Source organism: Micromonospora sp. WMMD956 (genome assembly GCF_029626125.1).
GTDB classification, from domain to species: Bacteria; Actinomycetota; Actinomycetes; order Mycobacteriales; family Micromonosporaceae; genus Micromonospora; species Micromonospora carbonacea.
Map to the genome: position 1 here is coordinate 780,658 of NZ_JARUBI010000005.1, position 23,043 is coordinate 803,700.

General features: G+C 73.5%; 20 protein-coding genes and 1 pseudogene. 14 read left to right on the top strand and 7 right to left on the bottom strand.

Annotated features, from left to right (window positions below):
- Window positions 1–152: 152 nt before the first annotated feature.
- On the top strand, window positions 153–1,724 hold the full coding sequence (locus O7628_RS03630; protein WP_278128307.1) for a leucyl aminopeptidase: 1,572 nt from the start codon (window positions 153–155) through the stop codon (window positions 1,722–1,724).
- A 123-nt stretch (window positions 1,725–1,847) separates the two neighbouring features.
- Here the strand turns inward: O7628_RS03630 and O7628_RS03635 are convergent, their stop codons facing one another.
- On the bottom strand, window positions 1,848–2,177 hold the full coding sequence (locus O7628_RS03635; protein ID WP_278128309.1) for a hypothetical protein: 330 nt from the start codon (window positions 2,175–2,177) through the stop codon (window positions 1,848–1,850).
- 178 nt (window positions 2,178–2,355) lie between these two features.
- Between O7628_RS03635 and lpdA the strand changes: the two genes are divergently transcribed.
- The 4 genes from lpdA to O7628_RS03655 all read left to right on the top strand — a co-directional run bounded on the left by lpdA (window position 2,356) and on the right by O7628_RS03655 (window position 8,162).
- Window positions 2,356–3,747, top strand: a complete 1,392-nt coding sequence (lpdA, locus tag O7628_RS03640) for a dihydrolipoyl dehydrogenase (RefSeq protein WP_278128311.1) — start codon at window positions 2,356–2,358, stop codon at window positions 3,745–3,747.
- 72 nt (window positions 3,748–3,819) lie between these two features.
- Window positions 3,820–5,637, top strand: a complete 1,818-nt coding sequence (gene sucB, locus O7628_RS03645; RefSeq protein ID WP_278128312.1) for a 2-oxoglutarate dehydrogenase, E2 component, dihydrolipoamide succinyltransferase — start codon at window positions 3,820–3,822, stop codon at window positions 5,635–5,637.
- Between the two features lie 139 nt (window positions 5,638–5,776).
- Complete coding sequence (locus tag O7628_RS03650; protein ID WP_278128314.1) at window positions 5,777–7,102, top strand: low temperature requirement protein A; 1,326 nt, start codon at window positions 5,777–5,779, stop codon at window positions 7,100–7,102.
- A gap of 142 nt (window positions 7,103–7,244) precedes the next feature.
- Window positions 7,245–8,162 (top strand): LLM class flavin-dependent oxidoreductase, encoded by a 918-nt coding sequence (locus O7628_RS03655; protein WP_278128315.1) that lies wholly within the window; start codon window positions 7,245–7,247, stop codon window positions 8,160–8,162.
- Between the two features lie 172 nt (window positions 8,163–8,334).
- Here the strand turns inward: O7628_RS03655 and O7628_RS03660 are convergent, their stop codons facing one another.
- Window positions 8,335–8,856 carry a DinB family protein gene (locus tag O7628_RS03660; RefSeq protein ID WP_347405144.1) on the bottom strand — a complete coding sequence of 174 codons (522 nt, stop codon included), beginning with the start codon at window positions 8,854–8,856 and terminating at the stop codon, window positions 8,335–8,337.
- A 65-nt stretch (window positions 8,857–8,921) separates the two neighbouring features.
- Window positions 8,922–9,281, bottom strand: a complete 360-nt coding sequence (locus O7628_RS03665; RefSeq protein ID WP_278128319.1) for a MerR family transcriptional regulator — start codon at window positions 9,279–9,281, stop codon at window positions 8,922–8,924.
- A gap of 53 nt (window positions 9,282–9,334) precedes the next feature.
- Between O7628_RS03665 and O7628_RS03670 the strand changes: the two genes are divergently transcribed.
- Window positions 9,335–10,348, top strand: a complete 1,014-nt coding sequence (locus O7628_RS03670) for an aldo/keto reductase (protein ID WP_278128322.1) — start codon at window positions 9,335–9,337, stop codon at window positions 10,346–10,348.
- Between the two features lie 74 nt (window positions 10,349–10,422).
- Entirely contained in the window at window positions 10,423–11,322 is a 900-nt protein-coding gene (locus O7628_RS03675; RefSeq protein WP_278128324.1) for a TIGR01777 family oxidoreductase, read from the top strand.
- A gap of 60 nt (window positions 11,323–11,382) precedes the next feature.
- Here O7628_RS03675 and O7628_RS03680 read toward each other — a convergent pair whose 3' ends face one another.
- Window positions 11,383–12,636, bottom strand: a complete 1,254-nt coding sequence (locus O7628_RS03680) for a PHB depolymerase family esterase (protein WP_278128325.1) — start codon at window positions 12,634–12,636, stop codon at window positions 11,383–11,385.
- A gap of 285 nt (window positions 12,637–12,921) precedes the next feature.
- Between O7628_RS03680 and O7628_RS03685 the strand changes: the two genes are divergently transcribed.
- Genes O7628_RS03685 through O7628_RS03695 form a run of 3 tightly spaced genes read left to right on the top strand, consistent with a single transcriptional unit; the run spans window position 12,922 to window position 15,755 of the window.
- Window positions 12,922–14,664 (top strand): DUF2079 domain-containing protein, encoded by a 1,743-nt coding sequence (locus O7628_RS03685; RefSeq protein WP_278136201.1) that lies wholly within the window; start codon window positions 12,922–12,924, stop codon window positions 14,662–14,664.
- A 29-nt stretch (window positions 14,665–14,693) separates the two neighbouring features.
- The gene (gene lipB, locus O7628_RS03690; RefSeq protein WP_278128327.1) at window positions 14,694–15,335 is read left to right on the top strand and encodes a lipoyl(octanoyl) transferase LipB; all 642 of its coding nucleotides are present in this window, start codon (window positions 14,694–14,696) and stop codon (window positions 15,333–15,335) included.
- Between the two features lie 27 nt (window positions 15,336–15,362).
- A complete protein-coding gene (locus O7628_RS03695; RefSeq protein ID WP_278128328.1) occupies window positions 15,363–15,755 on the top strand; it encodes a VOC family protein in 393 nt (130 codons plus the stop codon).
- Window positions 15,756–16,131: 376 nt separating this feature from the next.
- On the opposite strand, the pseudogene O7628_RS03700 reads toward O7628_RS03695, so the two are convergent.
- Window positions 16,132–16,653, bottom strand: a pseudogene (locus tag O7628_RS03700) (amino acid--tRNA ligase-related protein); the annotation flags it as partial.
- A 116-nt stretch (window positions 16,654–16,769) separates the two neighbouring features.
- Between O7628_RS03700 and lipA the strand changes: the two are divergent.
- The 3 genes from lipA to O7628_RS03715 all read left to right on the top strand — a co-directional run bounded on the left by lipA (window position 16,770) and on the right by O7628_RS03715 (window position 20,167).
- A complete protein-coding gene (lipA, locus tag O7628_RS03705) occupies window positions 16,770–17,837 on the top strand; it encodes a lipoyl synthase (protein ID WP_178065925.1) in 1,068 nt (355 codons plus the stop codon).
- A 98-nt stretch (window positions 17,838–17,935) separates the two neighbouring features.
- Window positions 17,936–19,426 carry an NAD(P)/FAD-dependent oxidoreductase gene (locus O7628_RS03710; protein WP_278128331.1) on the top strand — a complete coding sequence of 497 codons (1,491 nt, stop codon included), beginning with the start codon at window positions 17,936–17,938 and terminating at the stop codon, window positions 19,424–19,426.
- A 51-nt stretch (window positions 19,427–19,477) separates the two neighbouring features.
- Entirely contained in the window at window positions 19,478–20,167 is a 690-nt protein-coding gene (locus O7628_RS03715) for a DUF4191 domain-containing protein (RefSeq protein ID WP_278128332.1), read from the top strand.
- Window positions 20,168–20,171: 4 nt separating this feature from the next.
- Here O7628_RS03715 and O7628_RS03720 read toward each other — a convergent pair whose 3' ends face one another.
- Window positions 20,172–20,564, bottom strand: a complete 393-nt coding sequence (locus O7628_RS03720) for an RDD family protein (protein ID WP_074474779.1) — start codon at window positions 20,562–20,564, stop codon at window positions 20,172–20,174.
- A gap of 258 nt (window positions 20,565–20,822) precedes the next feature.
- Between O7628_RS03720 and glnA the strand changes: the two genes are divergently transcribed.
- Window positions 20,823–22,247, top strand: a complete 1,425-nt coding sequence (gene glnA / locus O7628_RS03725) for a type I glutamate--ammonia ligase (protein WP_278128333.1) — start codon at window positions 20,823–20,825, stop codon at window positions 22,245–22,247.
- 122 nt (window positions 22,248–22,369) lie between these two features.
- Here glnA and O7628_RS03730 read toward each other — a convergent pair whose 3' ends face one another.
- Window positions 22,370–23,020: a TetR/AcrR family transcriptional regulator gene (locus O7628_RS03730; RefSeq protein ID WP_278128334.1), complete on the bottom strand. Its 651-nt coding sequence runs from the start codon at window positions 23,018–23,020 to the stop codon at window positions 22,370–22,372.
- Window positions 23,021–23,043: the final 23 nt, after the last annotated feature.

Sequence of the window (23,043 nt, forward strand, 5' to 3'; positions counted from 1 at the left end):
TACCGGGGGCTGAACGTCTGGTTAGCATCGGCGGGACCCCGTCGGCGGTGTTCGGCGGGACAGCCCACCGTCCGGCGGGTAGGTTGCCGCCGGAGACCTTCACCGCCGGTACGCGACGACGCGGCCGGCCCGGCCCGCCCGGAGTAGCTTCAGTGACATCGCCCAGCACCACCCTCAGCCTGGTCGACACAGACCCCGCCGAGCTCGCCGTCGACGCGATCGTGATCGGCGTGCACAGCCAGACCGGTGAGCAGGCCGCCGCCGGCGACCCCGCCGGCGCGCTGCTGCTCGCCAGCGGCGCCGAGAGCATCGCCGCCGCCTTCGACGGCAGGCTCACCGAGACGCTGGCGCTGCTCGGCGCGACCGGGGCGCCGGGCGAGGTGATCAAGCTGGCCACGCTGGGCACCGTCACCGCCCCGGTGGTCGCGGCGGTCGGCCTCGGCCCCGAGCCGACGGGGGCCGCCCCCGCGCCGGAGACGCTGCGCCGGGCCGCCGGCTCGGCGGTCCGGGCCCTGGCGGGGGCCCGCCGGGTGGCGCTGAGCCTGCCGCTGCCCGACGACGCCGACGCCGCCGACGCGCTGCGCGCGGTGGCCGAGGGGGCGCTGCTCGGCGGCTACCGGTTCGCCGGGTACAAGACCCGCCCGCAGCCGGCCCGGCGGGAGCCGGTCGCCGAGGTGCTGGTCGCGGTGCCGGAGGCCGGCGACGCGGGCGCCCGCGCCGAGATCGAGCGGGCGCACGCGGTGGCGGGCGCGGTCCGGCTGACCCGCGACTGGGTCAACATGGCCCCGAACCTGCTGCGCCCGCCGGGGTTCGCCGACGCGGTGGCCGAGGCCGCCCGCGCGGCCGGGCTCGCCGTCGAGGTGCTCGACGAGGCGGCCCTGGCGGCCGGCGGCTACGGCGGCATCCTGGCCGTCGGGCAGGGCTCGGAGGCCCCGCCGCGCCTGGTCACGCTCACCTACACGCCCGAGGGCGGGGGCAGCGGCAAGCGGGTGGCGCTGGTCGGCAAGGGCATCACCTTCGACACCGGCGGCATCTCGATCAAGCCGGCGCAGGGCATGTGGGAGATGAAGTCCGACATGGGCGGCGCGGCGGCGGTCGGCGCGGCCATGCTGGCGATCGCCGCACTGAAGCCGGCGGTGACGGTGACGGGCTACCTGCCGATGGCCGAGAACATGCCGTCGGGCACGAGCTACCGGCCGGGCGACGTGATCACCATGTACAACGGCAAGAAGGTGGAGGTGCTCAACACCGACGCCGAGGGCCGGATGGTCCTGGGCGACGCCATGGCGCGAGCCTGCGAGGACGGCGCCGACTACCTGTTCGAGGTCTCCACCCTCACCGGCGGGCAGGTGGTCTCGCTGGGCAAGCGGATCTCGGGCGTGATGGGCACCCCGGAGCTGTGCGAGCGGGTCCGGGCGGCCGGCGACGCGGTCGGCGAGCCGGCCTGGCCGATGCCGCTGCCCGACGAGGTGCGCAAGGGCATGGAGTCCGACGTCGCCGACATCTCCCAGGTCAACGCCGGGATGGACCGGGCGGGGCACATGTTGCAGGGCGGGGTGTTCCTGCGCGAGTTCGTCACCGACGACGTGGCCTGGGCGCACCTCGACATCGCCGGCCCCAGCTACCACTCGGGTGAGGCGACAGGCTACTGGACCAAGGGCGGCACGGGGGTTCCGGTGCGTACCCTCGTGCACCTGGTGGAGGACGTAGCCGCCAACGGCTGACGCGGTCGCGCGGAAGGGTCCCCCCGCCCGGTGGGGGCCCTCCGCCGCGCGGCCCGGCACGGGGCCGGGACGGCGGCTCAGCGCAGCTCGGGGCAGCGGCTCAGCGCAGCTCCGGCCGGCGGCTCAGCTCAGCTCGGGGCGGCGCTTGCGGCGCTCGTTGTAGTCCCGCATCCGCTGCGGGTAGCCCATGAGCCGCACGTCGTAGATCGGGATGGCCAGCTTGTGGGCGAACCGGCGGGCCCCCTCGGGGCCGTCGACGCGCCGGCGGGTCCACTCCCCGTCGTCGGCGATGAGGATCACCGTGGTCTCGGTGACGGTGGTGCGGGGCTCGATGAACGCCTCGACCCCCCGCCGGGTGCGGACGAAGTTCGCAAGGTGGTCGAGATCGGCGCGGTCGGGCGCGCGGTCGGGCCCCGCCGGGCGCGCCTTCTTGCGTCGTCGGAACAGCGCCACCGCCCGTCTCCCCCACATCCGCGATCGAAACCGGTGCCAAGCGTACGTGTCGGGGACGTGTCGTTGGGCACCTCACTACGCGCCCGGTACGCGGTGGTGACAAGATGACCGAGGTGGGGTCTGTCCGTGCCACCCCTGCCGTGACCCCCGATGCAGTGACGCGAACTGGGAGTTGGACGTGAGCGAGCCGAACGAAGCGACCTTCGACATCGTCATCCTCGGAGGTGGCAGCGGCGGCTACGCGACCGCCCTGCGCGCCGTCCAGCTGGGCCTGACCGTGGCGCTGGTCGAGAAGGGCAAGCTCGGCGGGACCTGCCTGCACAACGGGTGCATCCCGACGAAGGCCCTGCTGCACGCCGCCGAGATCGCCGACTCCACCCGGGAGTCGGAGCAGTTCGGCGTGAAGGCCGAGCTGGTCGGCATCGACATGGCCGGCGTCAACGCCTACAAGGACGGCGTGATCTCCCGCCTCTACAAGGGCCTCCAGGGGATGCTCAAGGGCAACAAGGCGATCACCATCGTCGAGGGCCACGGCCGGCTGGTCGCCCCGAACGCCGTCGAGGTCGACGGCAAGCGGTACACCGGCCGCAACGTCGTGCTGGCCTCCGGCTCGTACGCGAAGAGCCTGCCCGGCCTGGAGGTCGACAGCGAGCGGATCATCACCAGCGACCACGCGTTGACGCTGGACCGGGTCCCGTCCTCGGCGATCGTGCTGGGCGGCGGCGTGATCGGCGTCGAGTTCGCCAGCGTGTGGAAGTCCTTCGGCGTGGACGTGACGATCGTCGAGGCGCTGCCCCGGCTGGTCGCCGCCGAGGACGAGGAGTCGTCGAAGGCGCTGGAGCGGGCGTTCCGCAAGCGGAAGATCAACTTCAAGGTGGGCAAGCCGTTCGAGAAGGTCGAGAAGACCGACAACGGCGTCAAGGTGACCATCGCCGGCGGCGAGACCGTCGAGGCCGAGCTGCTGCTGGTCGCCGTGGGCCGCGGCCCGAACACCGCCGACCTCGGCTACGAGGAGCAGGGCGTCCGGATGGACCGCGGGTACGTGCTGACCGACGAGCGGCTGCGCACCGGCGTGCCGAACGTCTACGCGGTCGGCGACATCGTGCCCGGCCTCCAGCTCGCCCACCGGGGCTTCCAGCAGGGCATCTTCGTCGCCGAGGAGATCGCCGGCCAGAACCCGGCCGTGATCGACGAGGCCGGCATCCCCCGGGTCACCTACTGCGACCCCGAGCTGGCGTCGGTCGGCCTCACCGAGGCGAAGGCCAAGGAGCAGTACGGCGCCGACAAGATCAAGACGTACAACTACAACCTGGGCGGCAACGGCAAGAGCCAGATCCTCAAGACCGCCGGTTTCGTGAAGCTGGTCCGGGTGGAGGACGGCCCCGTCGTCGGCGTGCACATGGTCGGCGCGCGGGTCGGCGAGCTGGTCGGCGAGGCGCAGCTCATCTACAACTGGGAGGCGTACCCGGCCGAGGTGGCGCAGCTCGTGCACGCCCACCCGACCCAGAACGAGGCCCTGGGCGAGGCGCACCTCGCCCTCGCCGGCAAGCCGCTGCACGCGCACGCCTGATCGAGAACTCATTCCGCGGCGTCCGGCGGCAGACGGGCGAGATCGCACCAGGGGAAGAAGGAGTCTTAGAAGATGCCGGTATCGGTCACCATGCCTCGGCTCGGCGAGAGCGTCACCGAGGGCACCGTCACCCGCTGGCTCAAGCAGGAGGGTGACACCGTCGAGGTCGACGAGCCGCTGCTCGAGGTCTCGACGGACAAGGTCGACACGGAGATCCCGTCCCCGGCGGCGGGCGTGCTGAGCCGGATCGTGGTGGGCGAGGACGAGACCGCCGAGGTGGGCAGCGAGCTGGCCGTCATCGCCGGCGAGGGCGAGTCCGCCGGTGGTGGCGGAGCCGCGCCGCAGGAGGAGCCGGCCGAGGAGGCCGCCGAGGCCGCCGCCGAGCCGCAGGCCGAGGCGGAGCAGCCGGCCGTCGAGGAGCCGCCGGCCGCCGAGGCCGCCCCGGCCCCGGCGGGCGAGGGCACCCCGGTGAAGATGCCCGCCCTGGGCGAGAGCGTCACCGAGGGCACCGTCACCCGCTGGCTCAAGCAGGTCGGCGACACCGTCGAGGTCGACGAGCCCCTGCTGGAGGTCTCCACCGACAAGGTCGACACGGAGATCCCGTCCCCGGTCGCCGGCACGCTGCTGGAGATCAAGGTCGCCGAGGACGAGACCGCCGCCGTCGGGGCCGACCTGGCGGTCGTCGGCGCGGCCGGCGCCGCCCCGGCCCAGCCGAAGGCCGAGCCGAAGCCGGAGCCCAAGGCCGAGCCCGCGCCGGAGCCGAAGGCCGAGGCCGCCCCGGCCGCCAAGGCCGAGGAGCCGACCCCGGGTTCGTCCTACAACGAGCCGGCGGCCGAGGCCGAGACCGCCGCCAAGCCGGCCCAGGCCGAGCAGCAGGCGCAGCCGCCCGCGCCGACCGCCGCCCCGGCCCGCCCGAGCGCGCCCGCCCAGGGCGGCGGCGAGGAGGCCGCCGGGTACGTGACCCCGCTGGTCCGCAAGCTCGCCGCCGAGCACGGCGTCGAGCTCGCCTCGGTCAAGGGCACCGGCGTGGGTGGCCGCATCCGCAAGCAGGACGTCCTGGAGGCCGCCGAGAAGGCCAAGGCGGCGAAGGCGGCACCGGCACCGGCGGCGCAGCCCGCCGCCGCGGCGGCACCGGCGAAGCCGGCCGCGAAGCCGCAGCCGAGCGCGAAGCGCGGCACCACCGAGAAGCTGCCCCGGATCCGGGCCACGATCGCCAAGCGGATGCAGCAGTCGCTGCACGAGATGGCGCAGCTCACCACGGTCGTCGAGGTGGACGTCACCAAGGTCGCCAAGCTGCGGGCCCGCGCCAAGGACTCGTTCCTGGCCCGGCACGGCGTGAAGCTGTCGTTCCTGCCGTTCTTCGCCCTCGCGGCGGTCGAGGCGCTCCAGACGTTCCCGATCGTCAACGCCAGCATGGACCTCGACGCCGGGACGATCACCTACCCGGACGCCGAGAACCTCGGCATCGCGGTGGACACCGAGCGCGGCCTCATGGTGCCGGTGATCCACGGGGCGGGCGACCTCAACCTGGGCGGCCTGGCGAAGCGGGTCGCCGACCTGGCCGAGCGCACCCGCACCAACAAGATCAGCCCGGACGAGATCGCCGGGGCCACGTTCACGCTGACCAACACCGGCAGCCGGGGCGCGCTGTTCGACACCCCGATCGTGCCGTCGCCGCAGTCGGCGATGCTCGGCACGGGCGCCGTGGTGAAGCGCCCCGTCGTGGTCAACGACCCGGAGCTGGGCGAGGTCGTCGCGGTCCGCTCGATGGTCTACCTGGCCATGTCGTACGACCACCGGCTGATCGACGGCGCCGACGCGGCCCGCTTCCTCGTCGCGGTCAAGGAGCGGCTGGAGGGCGGCAACTTCGAGGCCGAGCTGGGCCTGTAACCACCGCTGTCCCCTCCGACGGGCGCTCCGGTCACCTCGACCGGGGCGCCCGTCGGCGTACCCGCCGGGGTTCTCCCGGCCCGGCAGCGGCTGCGCCGATTCCGCCCGGCGGCCCGGCGGACGCTGCGAGAGTGGACGGGTGCGCGGCGAACGGCGGCGGGGCAGCCTCGGGCCCGCCGTGGCGATCGCGCCCGGCGCCCGGGTGGACCGGTTCGAGGTCTTCTTCGACCTGGTCTTCGTCTTCTCGTTCTTCGTCATCGTGCGGGCCACCGCCACCGCCATCACCGGCCACACCCTGCTGCACGGCTTCCTCGTGCTGGCGGTCCTCTGGTGGGTCTGGGTCATCCACAGCATCGTCGCCACCCGGGTCCGCCTCGGCGAGGGCTTCGTGCCGGTGGTCATGGTGGTCGGGATGGCCGCGGTGTTCGCGTTCGCCCTGGCCGTGCCGCAGACGATCGCCGCACACGGGCAGGGGCTGGCCGCCCCGCTCATCGTCGCGCTGAGCTACCTGGTCATCCGGGTCGTCCACCTGTGGGTCTACTGGCACGTGATGCGGAATCAGCCGGTGGAGAGCCGGCACCTGATGAAGCTCGCGCCGGAGCTGGTGCTCAGCACCGGGCTGCTGCTCGCCGCCGCCCTCGTCCCCGCCCACCTGGCCGACCCCGGCGACGCCGCGCTGGTCCGCGACGGGCTCTGGGCCGTCGTGGTCGTCTCGCAGTACGCCACCGGGCTGCTGGCCGGCACCGGGGGCGGCGGGGTGACCTCGGCCGAGCACTGGACCGAACGGTACGACCTGATCCTGATGATCGCGCTCGGCGAGTCGGTGATCTCCGTGGGCGTCGGCACCAACCTGGCCGGCCGGCCGCTCAACTGGCAGGCGATCACCGCCGCCGGCATCGGCATCGTCCTGGCCGCGACGCTGTGGTGGCTGCACTTCGACGTGATCGGTCCGGCGGCCCGCATCGCCCTGCACGCCGCCCGGGGTCGGACCCGGGTGGCGCTGGCCCGCGACGCGTACGCCTACCTCTTCCTGCCGATGATCACCGGGCTGATCCTGTTCTCGCTCGGGGCGGAGGAGATGCTGAACCTGCTCGGCCAGCCGCACCTGCCGCTGGACGAGTCGCTGCACCGCCCGGGGATCCCGCTGCTCTACGGCGGGGTGGCCTGCTATCTGTCCGGCGACATCCTCTTCCAGCTCCGCACGCTGCGCACCCTCACCTGGGCCCGCGTCGGCACGGTCCTGCTGATCGTGGCCCTGGTGCCGGTCGCCGGCCGGCTGCCGACGCTGGCTGCGATCATCCTGCTCACCGGCGTCTGCGTCGGCCTGGTGGCCGTGGAGGTGGTGACGATGGCCGACTCCCGGCACGCGCTGCGTGAGGCGGTCTTCGCCGAGCGGACCGCCCACGAGGCGCGGGAGGCGCAGTGGCGGCAACGCTGGCACGACGGCGGCCCGGACGAGGAGTGACGAGGGCTGCGGAGTGCCGGGGCTGCGGGCGGGCCGGGCTACGGTGGCGGCGGTGCGGGTTCAGCGCTCGGCGGATTCGCCGGTCGGCAGAATCGGCCCCTGGCGCGTTGCCCGCCGGTCGCCGGTGCCGGACGCTGGGGCGATGGCCACCTTCTCGCTCCAGTCCGGCCCGACCGACGCGGCGGGCTGGCTCGACCTCGCCCGCCGGGCCGAGGCCGCCGGCTTCGACGCGCTGCTCGCCGCCGACCACCCCGGCTCGTGCGGCGACCCGTTCGTCGCGCTGGCCGCCGCCGCGTCGGTCACCGAGACCATCGGCCTCGGCTCGTACGTGTCGAACCTCGGCGTCCGCGAGCCGATGCTGCTCGCCACCGCCGTGGCCACCCTGGACGTCGTCTCCGGCGGGCGGGCCCGCCTCGGCGTCGGGGCCGGTCACACCCCCGCCGAGTGGCGCGCGGTCGGCCGGGACCGCCCCGACGTCGCCGGCCGGGTCCGCCGCTGCGTCGCCGCCGCCGGGGCGGTGCGCGCCCTGCTCGACGGGGAGGAGGTGACCGTGGACTCCCCCGAGCTGACCGTGCGCGCCGCCCGGCTGGAGTCGCCCCGGCCGGTCCAGGGGCGCGTGCCGCTGACCGTCGGCACGTCCAACTCGACGCTGCTGCGCTGGGCCGGCGCGCACGCCGACGTCGTGGGGCTGGCCGGCTTCGGCCGCACCCTCGACGACGGCCACCGGCACGAGGCCCGGTGGCGGGCCGACCAGATCGAGGCGCAGCTCGACCGCGTCGCCGAGGGCGCGGCGGGCCGGGCGCGGCCACCGGCGCTGGAGGCGCTGGTGCAGACGGTCGCGGTGACCGACGACGCGGAGGCCGTCGCGGCGCAGCACGCGGCCGCCGCCGGCCTGACCGGCCCGGAGCTGCTGGCCACCCCGTTCGTGCTGATCGGCACCGAGGACGAGATCGTCGCGGCGGTCGCCGGGCACGTGCGCCGCTGGGGCGTCACCCGCTTCGTGGTACGCGCCGACGCCCTCGACCCGCTCACCCCGGTCCTGCGCCGCCTCGCCCCCTGACACTGCGCAAGCGGCACCCACCGAGCCCCCCACACCCCCCGTGCCCGACAAGTCAAACCTCCGGCCACCCCGTCGATCTTGCAGTTTGGGCCCAGGCATATGGGGCACAAGGTGCACCGCAGGGGCCGAAACTGCAAGATCGAGGATGCGGGGCGGTGCTGGCGTCGCTGAGTCACTGTGCGGCGCGCAGCAGCCGGAGCTGCCCGATCTCGGCGACGTTCTTCATCAGCTCGGCGTTGACCCAACCGAGCAGGTGGGCGACGGTGTGCCCGGCGTCGGCCGGCCACGGGTACGCGGCCACCCGGTCGAGGTCGGCGTCGGCGAGCCCGTCGAGGTGCCCGAGCCACTGCCGCCGCAGGTCGCGCAGCCACTCGATCGTCGCCGCGCCGGCACCCGGCCAGGCGACCTCGGTGTGCGGGGGCACGGGCCGCCCCTGGAGGTGCTCCCCCGCCGCCGACCACCACCACCCGATGTGCCAGGTCAGCCACGCGATCGTCGGCACCGGCACCGGGTCGGGCTCCGTCTGCGCCCAGTCCGCCACCCACGTGCCGGCCGGGCCGGGCCGCAGGGTCCAGCAGTGCGCGGCCGGCTCCCAGAGGAAGTCGGCCGGCTCCAGCCGTTCGAGGTGGTGTTCGAAGAGGGCCCAGGTCAGGTCGAACTGCCACCGCACGAGGTCACCACGGGATGTCGACATCCGAGGCATCCTGCCACCAGTCACCGGGGCGGTCGACCGGATAACGCGGCGCGGCCGGCGCCCACTCAGCCCAGGGTGTCGTAGTAGTCGATCTTCTCGCGCAGGTGGTCGTACTGGCGCTGGAGCAGACGCATCTGCTCCTCGACCCGGTCCGCGTGCCGCACCAGCAGCGCCCGGCGCTGCCCGGTCGTGTGGTCGCCGGCGCGGGCCAGCTCGGCGTACCGGCACATCTCGGCGATCGGCATGCCCGTGTCGCGCAGGCAGCGGAACAGCGTCAGCCAGCCCAGGTCCTCGTCGGTGAACACCCGACGCCCGGCCGAGGTGCGGCCGACGCCGCTGAGCAGGCCGATCCTCTCGTAGTAACGCAGGGTGTCGAGGCTGAACCCGCTGCGGCGGGCGGCTTCCGAGGGGGCGTATCCGGTCACCGACGCACAGTAGCGCTTGACCTGGAGCGCGCTCCAGGTAGAAAACTGGGCGCATGACGACGACACGGACACTGGGCCGCAGCGGGATCGAGGTCAGCGCCATCGGCATGGGGTGCTGGGCGATCGGCGGGCCGCTCTGGGGCGACGACGGGCAGCCGTACGGGTGGGGCGAGGTCGACGACGACGAGTCGATCCGCACCGTGCACCGGGCCCTCGACCTGGGGGTGACGCTGTTCGACACGGCCAGCAACTACGGCGCCGGGCACAGCGAGCGGGTGCTCGGCCGGGCCCTCGCGGGCCGCCGGGACCAGGTGGTGATCGCCACGAAGTTCGGCAACCGCTCCGAGGAGGCGACCCGGCTGGCCACCGGCGCGGACGCCTCCCCCGGCTACGCGGTGGAGAGCCTGGAGGGGTCGCTGCGCCGGCTCGGCACCGACCACGTCGACCTCTACCAGCTGCACCTCAACGACCTGCCGGTGCCCGCCGCGCTCGACCTCGTCGACACCCTGGAGGGCCTCGTCACCCAGGGCAAGATCCGGGCGTACGGGTGGAGCACCGACAACCCGGCCTCGGCGCGGGCGTTCGCCGAGGCGGGCGCGCACTGCGCGGCGATCCAGCACGACCAGTCGGTGTTGAAGGACAACGCGGCGATGTTCGCCGTCTGCGCCGAGCTGGACCAGGCCAGCCTCAACCGGGGGCCGCTCGCGATGGGCCTGCTCACCGGCCGCTACCAGGGCAGTCCGGCGGCGCTGGGCGGCGACGACGTGCGCGGGAAGGCCCCGGAGTGGCTGGCGTGGTTCACCGACGGCCGGCCGACGCCGCAGTGGGCGGCCCGGGTCGCCGAGGTGCGCCAGGCGCTGACGGCCGACGGCCGTACGCTCGCGCAGGGCGCGCTGGGGTGGCTGCTGGCCCGCAGCGACCGGACGCTGCCGATCCCCGGCTGCCGCACGGTGGCCCAGGCGGAGGAGAACTTCGCCACGCTCGCCCTCGGCCCGCTGCCGGCCGACGCGTTCGCGGAGGTGGAGCGTCTCCTGGCCGACCTGCGCCCGGCCGGCGTCGGGGGCTGAGCGTCAGGAGCTGAGCGGGCTCCTTCATCCCGCTCACCGCATCCAACCGCCCGCCCGTGACCGAAGATGGGGGCATGCGGATCCTCCTGGCCGGCGCGTCCGGCTTCCTGGGCACCCGGCTGGCCGACCACCTCACCGCGGACGGCCACCGGGTGACCCGCCTGGTCCGGCGGCCGGCGCGCACCGGCGACGAGCGGCAGTGGAACCCGACCGCCGCGCAGCTCGACCCGGCGGTGGTCGCCGACGCCGACGCCGTGGTCAACCTGGCCGGCGCGGGCGTCGGCGACAAGCGGTGGAACGACGCGTACCGGAGGCTGATCCGGTCCAGCCGGGTCGACTCGACCACCACGCTGGCCATCACGATCGCGGGCCTGCCCGCCGCCGACCGGCCGACGGTGCTGCTGAACGCCTCGGCCGTCGGCTGGTACGGCAACACGGGCGACCGGGTGGTCGAGGAGGACGCCCCGGCGGGCGAGGGCTTCCTCGCCGACGTGTGCCGGGTCTGGGAGGCGGCCACCCGCCCCGCCGAGGACGCCGGGGTGCGGGTCGTCCGGCTGCGCACCGGGCTGCCGCTGCACCGCGACGGCGGGCTGCTCAAGCCGCAGCTGCTGCCGTTCCGGCTGGGCATCGCCGGGAGGCTGGGCAGCGGCCGGCAGTGGCTGCCGTGGATCTCGATGGCCGACTGGCTGCGGGCGGCGCGGTTCCTGCTGGACCGCGACGACGTGGCCGGGGCGGTCAACGTCGTCGGCCCCGCCCCGGTCACGAACGCCGAGTTCACCCGGGAGCTGGCCCGCCAGGTGCACCGCCCGGCGGTCGTGCCGATCCCGGCGCTGGCCCTGAAGGTGGCCCTGGGCGGCTTCGCCCAGGAGGCGCTCACCAGCGCCCGGGTGCTGCCCGCCGTGCTGACCCGGGCCGGTTTCGCGTACCACCACCCGGACCTGCCGAGCGCCCTGCACGCCGCCCTCAACGACTGAGAAGGAAGGGCCCCCTGTTAACGCATTCTGCATAGCAGGGGGCCCCTGCAATCACGCGGGTCAGCAGCCGAGCACCCAGTAGCCGGGGGCGGTCTGCTTCAGCGTCGAGACGTAGAAGACGTTGTAGAGGCCCAGCCGCTGGTTGCTGCCCAGGGCGTAGGCGTAGCCGCCGGACTGGTAGGCGCGCCCGGCGGCGACGTGGGCGTAGTTGCTGGCCGTGACGCACGTGGGCGACGCGGTCGGGGTGGGCGAGGCGGTGGGCGACGCGGTCGGCGAGGCCGTCGGGGTGGGGGTGGGCGACGCGGTGGCCGTCGGGGTCGGGCTGGGCGACGCGCCGCCGCCGTCGAGGCCGAAGAAGAGCGCATCGCGGTACGTCGAGCAGATCGTGTCGAGGAAGTACGCCGCCGCGGTGCCGCACTGGTCGGCGCCGGAGCCGGGGTCGACGGGGGTGCCGTGGCCCATCCCCGCGACCCGGTAGAGGCGGACGGCGTCGTCGCCGTACACCTCGAGGCTGGTGCCGGCGGGCAGCGACGCCGTGCCGGTGGGGGTCTGGCCGACGCCGAGCACGTCGGTCCACTGGTCGCGCGACTCGACGGCGTTGGCCGGCACGACGGTGCTGTCGGCGGTGCCGTGCCAGATGGCCACCCGGGGCCGGCGGCCGGCGTAGCCGGGGTACGCGGCCCGGACGAGGTCGCCCCACGCGGTGGGGGTCTTGTCGACCCCGCTGTACTGGCAGACGCTGGTGGACGCGGGCGGGGAGCAGCGGTAGGGCACCCCGGCGACGACCGATCCGGCGGCGAACAGCTCGGGGTAGGTGGCGAGCATGACCGAGACCATCGCCCCGCCCGCCGACAGCCCGCTGATGGCGATGCGGCTGCCGTCGAGGCCGTACGTGGTCTTCGCGTGCCCGACCATCTGCGCGATCGACGCCGCCTCGCCCCGGCCGCGGGCGATGTCGCCCTCGGTGAACCAGTTGAAGCAGGTCAGCGCCTGGTTGGCGGCGGACTGCTGGGGCACGATCAGGGCGAACTTCCACTGGTCGGCGTACTTCTGCCAGCCGGAGTTGGCGACGTAGCCGGCGGCGTTCTGGGTGCAGCCGTGCAGCAGGACGACGGCGGGCGCGTTCGCCGGGAGGCCGTCGGGCCGGTAGGCGTACATGGCGAGGTTTCCGGGGTTGGTGCCGAAGCCGGTGACCTGGGTGAGGGTGGCGGCCCGGGCGGGCGCGGCGACGACGGCGACCAGGGTCGCCGCGGCGAGCGCGGCCCCGGCGACCGCCCCGGCGAGCCAGGTGAGCGAGATGGTGGAGCGGCGCACGGCGACCTCCTGTCGCGGATTGTGAACTGAGTCACTTCCGAGTTGCCGCGAGGTTACGTCCGCGTTTCCTCGCGCCGACATGGTCGCCGGTCACACATTCGCCGCCGTCGACGTGTGCGCCACCCGCCGGCCCAGGGGCTGGCCCGACGCGCCCGTGTCGCCCCGGCGTGCCCGGGTCCGGTTGGTAACGTCCGCTGCGTGCCGTCCTCCCCGCCCCCGGCCGCCGGATCTCCCCCCGCCCCCGCCGTCGCCACCGGCCGCCGCCGCGACCGGCGCGCCGACGCCCTGTTCGCGGTGGCCGCGCTGGCCCTCGCCGGCTGGGTCACCAGCGGGCTGTGGCTGGGCCCGGACCAGCGGGTGATCACCGTCAACTCCAGCGACCAGGCGCTGTTCGAGTGGCTGCTCGCCTTCGGCGCGCACGCGCTGACGCACGGCGAGAACCCGCTCTTCACGACCCTGCTCAACGTCCCCGACGGGGTGAACCTCGCGGTCAACACCTCGATCACCGTGTACGCCGCCGTGTTCGCGCCGCTGACGTACCTGATCGGGCCGCCCGCGACGTTCCTGGTGATCCTGACCCTCAACCTCGCCGCCACCGCGCTGGCCTGGTACCTGCTGCTGTCCCGGCAGCTCGTGCGCAGCCGGCTCGCGGCGGGCGTCGGCGCGCTGTTCGTGGCGTTCTCCCCGGGGATGGTGTCGCACGCCAACGCCCACCTGAACTGGACCGCCGGGTGGCTGGTGCCGCTGCTGCTGTGGCGGGTGTTCGCGCTGCGCGAGCCGGGGCGCTGGCTGCGCAACGGGGTCGTGCTCGGCGTCGCCGTGGCGGTCGCCTTCTCGATCGCCGCCGAGGGGCTGTTCTTCACCGCCCTCGCGCTCGGCGTGTTCCTGCCGGTCTGGGCGCTGCACCCCGAGCGGCGGGCGCGGGCCCACGCGGCGCTGCCCGCCTTCACGCGCGGGCTGGGCGTGACCGCGCTGACCGCCGGGGTGCTGCTGGCGTACCCGCTGTGGCTGCACTTCGCCGGCCCGCAGCGCTTCCACGGCACCGGCTTCGACCCGGTCATCCACGCCGAGGACATCGCCGCGTACGCGGCGTACCCGCGCCGGTCCCTCGCCGGCGAGGCGGGGCTGGGCACCTCGCTCGCGCCCAACCCGACCGAGGAGAACTCGTTCTTCGGGGTGCCGCTGCTGCTGCTCGCCGCGGTCTGCCTCGGCTGGCTGTGGCGGCGGGACCGGGCCCTGCGGGCCACCCTCGCCGCCCTCGGCGGCACCGCCGTCGTGTTCACCGTGCTGTCCTGGGGGCCCCGGGCCAAGTGGGCCGGCCGGCACACCGACACCCCGCTGCCGTTCCTGCTGCTGGACGACCTGCCGGTGGTCAACGCCGCCCTGCCGGCCCGGCTGGCCCTGATCGTGGCCCCGGTGATCGGGGTGCTGCTGGCGTACACCGTCGACCGGCTGCGGGCCGACCCGCCGCGCCGCCGGGCCGCGCGGGCCGCCTGGGGGCTCGGCCTCGTGGCGGCGCTGCTGCCGCTGCTGCCCACGCCGCTGCTGACCCGGGTCCGCGAGCCGGTGCCGGCGTTCATCACCGCCGGCACCTGGAAGGAGTACGTCTCCCCGGGCGGGACGCTCACCCCGCTGCCGCTGACCCTCGACGTGACCCCGGACGGGCAGCGCTGGCAGGCGTACGCGCTCGCCCACCGGCAGGGTGAGTTCCGCCTCCCGGCGGGGTTCTTCCTCGGCCCCGGCGGCCCGGACGGCCGGGGCCGGATCGGGCCGCCGCCGCGCACCTTCGACACGCTGATGGACCAGGCGGGCCGCACGGGGCTCGTCCCGATCGTCACCGAGGGCAGCATCCGGCTGTCCCTGGCCGACCTGCGGTACTGGGGGGTCGAGGTGGTGGTGCTCGCCGACCGGGTGGAGGGCGCGAAGTATGACCTCGACGAGGACGCGCTGCGCCGCACCGCCACCGCCCTGCTCGGCCCGCCGCAGCGCGTCGACGACGTGTGGCTGTGGCGGGTGCCACCGGCCTGACCGGCGGGTGCGGGACTAGGCTGGTGGGCGTGACCGCGACGATTCCGGGGCTGACCGCCGTCCGTGCAGGGGTGCTCGACTACCAGGCCGCGTGGGACGAGCAGCGGCGGCTCCACGAGGCGGTGGTGGCCGGCGAGCGCGGCGACACGGTGCTGCTGCTGGAGCACCCGAGCGTCTACACGGCCGGCAAGCGCACCGAGCCGTGGGACCGGCCGCTGGACGGCACCCCCGTCGTCGACGTGGACCGCGGCGGCAAGATCACCTGGCACGGCCCGGGGCAGCTGGTCGGCTACCCGATCGTGAAGCTGCCCGACCCGGTGGACGTCGTCGCGTACGTGCGCCGCACCGAGCAGCTGCTGATCGACGTCTGCGCCGAGTTCGGCCTCGCCGCCGACCGGGTCGCGGGGCGCAGCGGCGTCTGGGTGCCCGAGGACGACCGGGGCCCCGCCCGCAAGGTCGCCGCCATCGGCATCCGGGTCGCCCGCGGGGTCACCCAGCACGGCTTCTCGATCAACTGCGACTGCGACCTGGGCTACTTCGACCGGATCGTGCCCTGCGGCATCCGCGACGCCGGGGTCACCTCGCTCACCGCGGAGCTGGGCCGCCCCGTCACCGTGGCCGACGTGCTGCCGGTGGTGGAGCGCCGCCTGCCCACGCTGGTCACGCTCTAGGCCCTGGTCACGCTCTAGGCTCGGCGGGTGCAGATCGACCTCGTCACCCTCGTCGTCGCCGAGTACGACCCGGCCATCGCCTTCTTCACGGAGGTCCTCGGCTTCGAGCTGGTCGAGGACTCCCCGGCGCAGACCACCGACGGCCGCCCGAAGCGGTGGGTGGTGGTCCGCCCGCCGGGCGCGCAGACCGGCCTGCTGCTGGCCCGCGCTGACGGCGAACGGCAGGAGGCGGCGGTCGGCACCCAGACGGCCGGGCGGGTCGGCTTCTTCCTGCGGGTCGACGACTTCGACGCCGCCCATCGCCGTCTCGCCGACGCGGGCGTGGAGTTCCTCCGGCCGCCGCGCGCCGAGCCGTACGGCCGGGTGGCCGTCTTCCGTGACATCGCCGGCAACCCCTGGGACCTGCTCGGCCCGGCCTGACCCGACTGACCCGACTGACGCGGCGCGCGTCGGGGCACTCGCGCGCCGGGCGCCCGGCGCCGGGCGCCGGGTGCCGGGGGGCAACGCTGCGCACTCAACGTGACCGGTGTCCTCCGACCCACACCCCGTTCCTTCCCCTTTGCTCTGCACCCACCCACGCAGCGGCAACGGAGGGCGACTGTTGCGTATACGGGTGCAGAGCAAAGGGCCGAGAACGGGTCGTGTGAGGTCGGCAAGGTAGGCCAGGTCAGCGACCTCCAGCTGGGACGCGACCGGGATGACCGCGCCCCAGGAGCGTCATTCCGTCACCCAGGGTCACACTGGCCGCGAGGTCCGCGAGCCGTCACACCGGGTTGCCGCCAGGCGGGCGGGCGCGTCAGGGGGTGAGGCGGTGCAGGCCGCGGGGAAAGGCCGTGACCTCGCGGACGTTGGCCGCGCCGACCAGGCGGGCGACGAAGCGTTCCAGGCCGATCGCAAAGCCGCCGTGCGGCGGCATGCCGTGCCGGAACGCGTCGACGTACCCGGCGTACGGCTCGACCGGCTCGCCGCGCGCCGCGAGCACCGCCGGGTAGTCGTCGTGCCGATGCAGGCGCTGCCCGCCCGTGACCAGCTCAAGGCCGCGGAACAGCAGGTCGAACCCGTTCGAGTACGCAGGCCGTGCCGGGTCGGGCTGGGTGCAGAAGGGCCGCTTCGCCATCGGGTACCCGGTGACAAAGACGAACTCACTGCCGTGCTCGCGGCGGGCCCACTCCCCCAGCGCCCGCTCGTGGGCGGGGGCCAGTTCCGGCTCGTCGGCCGGCGCTCCGGCGATGGCCAGGGCCTCGGTGAAATGGACGGCGGGGAAACTCACCGGCACCTGCGGCACCGGCACGCCCAGCGTGCCCAGCGCGGCCGGCGCAGGGGGAGCGGTTTTCGCCGCCGGGTTGTTAGGAGGGGACCCTTCCTCTACAGAAAGCGTTAACAAGGGGCCCTTCCTTGCACGGGGACGGTGGGCGGGGTCACAGGGAACGGGAGGTGACGGGCGTCGCGTCCCGTTCATCGACGGCTGCCGTCGGGCGTACGCTCGGTTTTGTGACGATCGAGCACGCCGCGTCGACGACGCCGACGACGACCGAGCAGCCGACGACCAGCCCCGCCTCGCGTACCGCGACGGTCGCCCCCGAGGGGCGACGCCTGCTGCGCATCGAGGCGCGCAACGCCGAGACGCCGATCGAGCGCAAACCGCCGTGGATCAAGGTGAAGGCCAAGATGGGGCCGGAGTACACCCAGCTGCGCGGGCTCGTCTCGCGCGAGGGGCTGCACACGGTCTGCCAGGAGGCCGGCTGCCCCAACATCTACGAGTGCTGGGAGGACCGGGAGGCCACCTTCCTCATCGGCGGCGACCAGTGCACCCGGCGCTGTGACTTCTGCCAGATCGACACGGGCAAGCCGGCCGAGTTCGACGCCGACGAGCCGCGCCGGGTCGCCGAGTCGGTCGTGTCGATGGGCCTGCGGTACGCCACGATCACCGGCGTCGCCCGCGACGACCTGCCCGATGGCGGGGCCTGGCTGTACGCGGAGACGGTCCGCCAGATCCACGCCCTCCAGCCGGGCTGTGGGGTCGAGCTGCTGATCCCCGACTTCAACGCCGTCCCGGAGCAGCTCGCCGAGGTGTTCGGCTCCCGCCCGGAGGTGCTGGCGCACAACGTCGAGACGGTGCCGAGGATCTTCAAGCGGATCCGGCCGGCATTCCGCTACGAGCGGTCGCTCGACGTGATCCGGCAGGCCCGCGCCGACGGGCTGGTGACCAAGAGCAACCTGATCCTCGGCATGGGCGAGGAGCGGGCCGAGGTGTCGCAGGCGCTGCGGGACCTGCACGACGCCGGCTGCGAGCTGATCACCATCACGCAGTACCTGCGCCCGTCGCCCCGGCACCACCCGGTGACCCGGTGGGTGAAGCCGGAGGAGTTCGTGGAGCTGCGCGAGGAGGCCGAGGAGATCGGCTTCGCCGGGGTGATGAGCGGGCCGCTGGTGCGCTCGTCGTACCGGGCGGGCCGGCTCTACCGGCAGGCCCTCGACGCCCGCGAGGCCGTCCGCGCCTGAGCGACGCCCCCGGGCGCCCTAGATCCACCTGTTCGGATGATGTCCCAACAAACGGGGCGGCTATTGCCATCGATACGTCGATGGTGGTGAATTTAGTCATGCCCCTGCCGCACACCGTCATCATCGGCGCCGGTCCCGCCGGCCTCACCGCCGCGTACGAGCTGACTCGACGCAACGCCCCCGCGGAGGTGGTGGAGGCCGACGACGTCGTGGGCGGGATCAGCCGCACCGTCGAGCGGGACGGGTGGCGGTTCGACATCGGCGGGCACCGGTTCTTCACCAAGGTCGCCCGGGTCGAGGAGTTCTGGCACGAGGTGCTGCCCGACGGCGACTTCCTGCTGCGCCCCCGGATGAGCCGGATCCACTACCGGGGCAAGCTGTTCGACTACCCGCTGCGGGCCGGCAACGCGCTGGGCAACCTGGGCATCGTCGAGGCGGTGCGCTGCGTCGGGTCGTACGTGTGGGCGCGGCTGCGGCCACCGGCGGACCAGAGCCACTTCGAGGGCTGGGTGTCGGCCCGCTTCGGCACCCGGCTGTACCGGATGTTCTTCAAGACGTACACCGAGAAGGTCTGGGGTTTCCCGGCCACGGAGCTGCAGGCGGACTGGGCGGCCCAGCGGATCCGCAACCTCTCGCTGGCCGGCGCGGTGCGCAACGCGCTGCTGCCCCGCCGGGCCCGCGCCGACATCACCAGCCTGATCGAGGAGTTCCAGTATCCGAAGCTCGGCCCGGGGATGATGTGGGAGCGCTGCGCCGAGCTGGTCACGAAGGCCGGCGGCACGGTGACGATGGGCACGTCGGTGGCGCGGGTGCACCGGGCCGACGGCCGGGCGGTCGCGGTGACCGTGGCGGGGCCGGACGGCGAGCGCCGCATCGAGGCCGACCACGTGATCTCCAGCATGCCGCTGCCGGAGCTGGTGCGGGCCGTGGACCCGCCCGCGCCGCCGCCGGTGCTGGCCGCCGCCGACGCGCTGCGGCACCGCGACTTCCTCACCGTGGCGCTGGTCGTGCCGGCCGACGCCGGCTTCCCCGACAACTGGATCTACGTGCACACCCCGGGGGTACGGGTGGGCCGGATCCAGAACTTCGGCTCCTGGTCGCCGTTTCTGGTGCGGGACGGGTTCACCTGCCTCGGGCTGGAATACTTCGTCGACGAGGGCGACGACCTGTGGGAGTCGGCCGACGACGACCTGATCGCCCGGGGCACGGCCGAGCTGGAGGCGCTCGGGCTGGTCCGTCCCGGCGCGGTCTCGGCCGGTTACGTGGTGCGGATGCCGAAGGCGTACCCGGTGTACGACTCCGGCTACGAGCAGGCCGTCGAGACCATGCGCGACTGGCTCGCCGAGGCGCTGCCGAACGTGCACCCGGTGGGCCGCAACGGCATGCACCGCTACAACAACCAGGACCACTCGATGCTCACGGCGATGCTGACCGTGGAGAACATCCTCGACGACGCCGGCCACGACGTGTGGGAGGTCAACGTCGAGGAGGAATACCACGAGCAGGCGGACGCGTCGTCGTCCTCCGCCTCGGCCGACGGACGGCACGGCACGGGCCGGGCCGCCCCGGTGCTGCCCCGCCGCCCGTGACTGGCGGGCGCGGATCAACGGGGTGGGCGGCGACCACCTAGACTCTGCGACATGGCTAAGCCCCAGGAGAAGGTCTCGTTCGGCCAGCGGCTGAAGCAGATCGGGATGGTGTTCAAGTTCACCGCCAAGCAGGACAGGTGGTTCGCTCCGCTGGCCGCCGGCGCGGTGCTGATCCCGCTCGCGCTGACCGTGGTCGCGGTGCTCCTCTGGGGTTGGCTGTGGCTGCCGCTGGGCATCCTGCTCGCCCTGCTCGCGCTGCTGATCGTGCTCAACCTGCGGTCCAACGCGGCGATGATGAACGCCGCCGAGGGGCAGCCCGGCGCGGCGGCGCAGATCATGGAAAGCATGCGCGGCGACTGGCGGGTGTCCCCGGCGGTCAGCGCGACCACGCAGATGGACATGGTGCACCTGGTGATCGGCCGTCCCGGCGTGATCCTGCTGGCCGAGGGGAACCCGCAGCGCGTCCGCGGCCTGCTGGGGCAGGAGAAGCGGCGGCTGGCCAAGGTGATCGGCTCCGCGCCGCTGCACGACTACGTGATCGGCCAGGAGGAGGGTGAGCTGCCGATCCGCAAGCTGCGGATGACGCTGATGCGGCTGCCGCGCGCCCTCAGCGGCAAGGACGTCAACGCCCTCGACAGGCGGCTTAAGGCGCTCACCGCCCGGCCGCAGATGCCCAAGGGCGCGATCCCGAAGAACATGCGCCCGCCGCGTGGCGCGTTCCGGCAGACCCGGGGCCGCTGACGCCCTATCCGCGCGGCGCGGCGACGATCACCGAGCCGGTGAGGCGGTCGTGCAGGCCGCGGCGGTGCTCGTCCATGATCAGGGCCGGGACGACCAGGGCGAGCAGGAGGCCGCGCAGCAGCGCCCTGGCCAGCCCGATCCGGCCGCCGTCGGCCCAGGAGAGGCAGCGGATCCGGGTGACGTACATGCCGGGGGTCTGCGCGAACAGGCCGAGGAAGAAGCCGTACTCGACGATCAGCACCGCGACGGGGGCCCAGCCGTCGCGGACCGGGTCGGCGAAGAAGTTGGACACCAGCAGGCAGAGCACCCAGTCGATCACCAGTGCGCCGAACCGGCGGCCCAGCGTGGGCGGCGCGAACGCGGGGTCGGCGGCGGGCGGCGCGGGGGGCTGCGGCATGGTCACGACCGCCAAGGGTAGTCAGGGGCCCGGACGTGGCCGGAAGCACACCCGCCGCCCAACCAGACAAAAGGCGTTGATCTGCGGCAAACCGCCGCGCCGGGTATCGTCCGAACGGTCACCCGACGGCGACTGACCGGCGCTTATGACGCAGCGCGAGCGACGTAACACGACAGAAACACAGCAGATACGGCCGGGCAACCGCACGGCCATAGCGTCGCCACCAGCCAGCCACCCGTGGACGTGCCAGGAGGACGTGTGTTCGCCAATCCCGAGGAACTGCTGCGATACCTCAAGAACGAGGACGTGAAGTTCGTCGACGTACGTTTCTGTGACCTGCCCGGCGTGATGCAGCACTTCAACCTGCCGGTGGAGTCCTTCGACGACAGCGTCTTCAACGACGGTCTCGCCTTCGACGGATCGTCGATCCGCGGCTTCCAGGCGATCCACGAGTCGGACATGCTCCTGCTCCCGGACGTCGCGAGCGCCTTCATCGACCCCTTCCGCGCGCAGAAGACCCTCGCGCTCAACTTCTTCATCCACGACCCGTTCACCCGTGAGGCCTACTCCCGGGACCCGCGGAACGTGGCGAAGAAGGCCGAGGCGTACCTCGCCGCGAGCGGCATCGCCGACACCGCCTACTTCGGCGCCGAGGCGGAGTTCTACATCTTCGACTCGATCCGCCACGAGACCTCGGCCCACCAGTCGTTCTACTACATCGACTCGATCGAGGGCGCCTGGAACACGGGCCGCGAGGAGGCGGGCGGCAACCGCGGCTACAAGACCGCGTACAAGGGCGGGTACTTCCCGGTGCCGCCGGTCGACCACTACGCCGACCTGCGCGACGGCATGGTCCGCCGCCTGGTCGACGCCGGCTTCACCGTGGAGCGCTCGCACCACGAGGTCGGCACCGCCGGCCAGTCGGAGATCAACTACAAGTTCTCCACCCTGCTGCACTCGGCCGACCAGCTCCAGCTCTTCAAGTACCTGATCAAGAACGAGGCCTGGGCCAACGGCAAGACCGCCACGTTCATGCCGAAGCCGCTCTTCGGCGACAACGGCTCGGGCATGCACACCCACCAGAGCCTGTGGCTGAACGGCGAGCCGCTGTTCTACGACGAGACCGGCTACGCCGGCCTGTCGGACACCGCCCGCTGGTACATCGGTGGCCTGCTGCACCACGCCCCGTCGCTGCTGGCGTTCACCAACCCGACGGTCAACTCGTACCGTCGCCTGGTGCCCGGCTACGAGGCCCCGGTGAACCTGGTCTACTCGCAGCGCAACCGCTCCGCCTGCACCCGCATCCCGGTGACGGGCAGCAACGCGAAGGCCAAGCGCGTCGAGTTCCGCGTGCCGGACCCGTCGAGCAACCCGTACCTCGCCTTCTCGGCGATGATGATGGCCGGCCTCGACGGCATCAAGAGCAAGATCGAGCCGCCGGCGCCGATCGACAAGGACCTGTACGACCTGCCGCCGGAGGAGTGGGGCTCGGTCAAGCAGGTTCCGGGCTCGCTGCCCGAGGTGCTCGACGCCCTCGAGGCCGACCACGACTACCTGCTCGACGGCGGCGTCTTCACGCCGGACCTGATCTCCACCTGGGTGGAGTGGAAGCGGGCCAACGAGGTCGACCCGGTGCGCCTGCGCCCGACCCCGCACGAGTTCGCGATGTACTTCGACTGCTGAGTTCGGGATGCTGATCCTCGGATCAGCGCACTGAGAGGCACCGGCCGGGCCGGCTCCGCGACACGCGGGGCCGGCCCGGCCGTTTCACCGGTGCGACGCACCGGCGGGTGGACGATGTCGGGTCAGCGCTGCGGGGACAGGCCCCGCCCGGCGTTCGACGCCGGGCGGACCGGCGGCGGGGCGGGCCAGGCGGTCAGCGCCAACTCGGCGATGAGCATCAGCTCCGCCTGCCCGCGCCCGTCCCGCGCCTGCTGCGACATGCCCTGGATGACGGCCGCGTAGAACAGCGAGAGGCCCCGGGCGTCGGTCCCGGGCGGCAGTTCGCCGCTGGAGACGGCGCTGCGCAGGCGCGACTCGAAGGCCAGCACGTTGCCGTTGCGCTGGTCGCGCAGCGTCTGCTGCACCTCTATGTTGTTCGGCGGGATGTTGGTGGCGGCGCTGATCACCAGGCACCCTGCCGGATGCGACGGGTCGCTGTATTCGACGGCCGCCTCGCGGAGCATCCGGGCGAAGGCGTCGTAGGCCCGGGTCTCCTCCGCGAACGCCCGTCCCATGAAGGCGCCGAACGTGCGGCCGTAGACCTCGACGACCTCCTGGAACAGGTGACGCTTGTCGGTGAAGGCCGCGTAGAGACTGGGCGCGTTGATGCCCATCGCCCGGGTGAGGTCGGCGATGGAGGTCGCCTCATATCCGCGTTCCCAGAACAGGAGGGTCGCGGCGACCAGCGCGGCGTCCCGGTCGAAACCCCGTGGACGCCCTCGTGAAGCATTCATCACCCAATTCTATAGCGACCGCT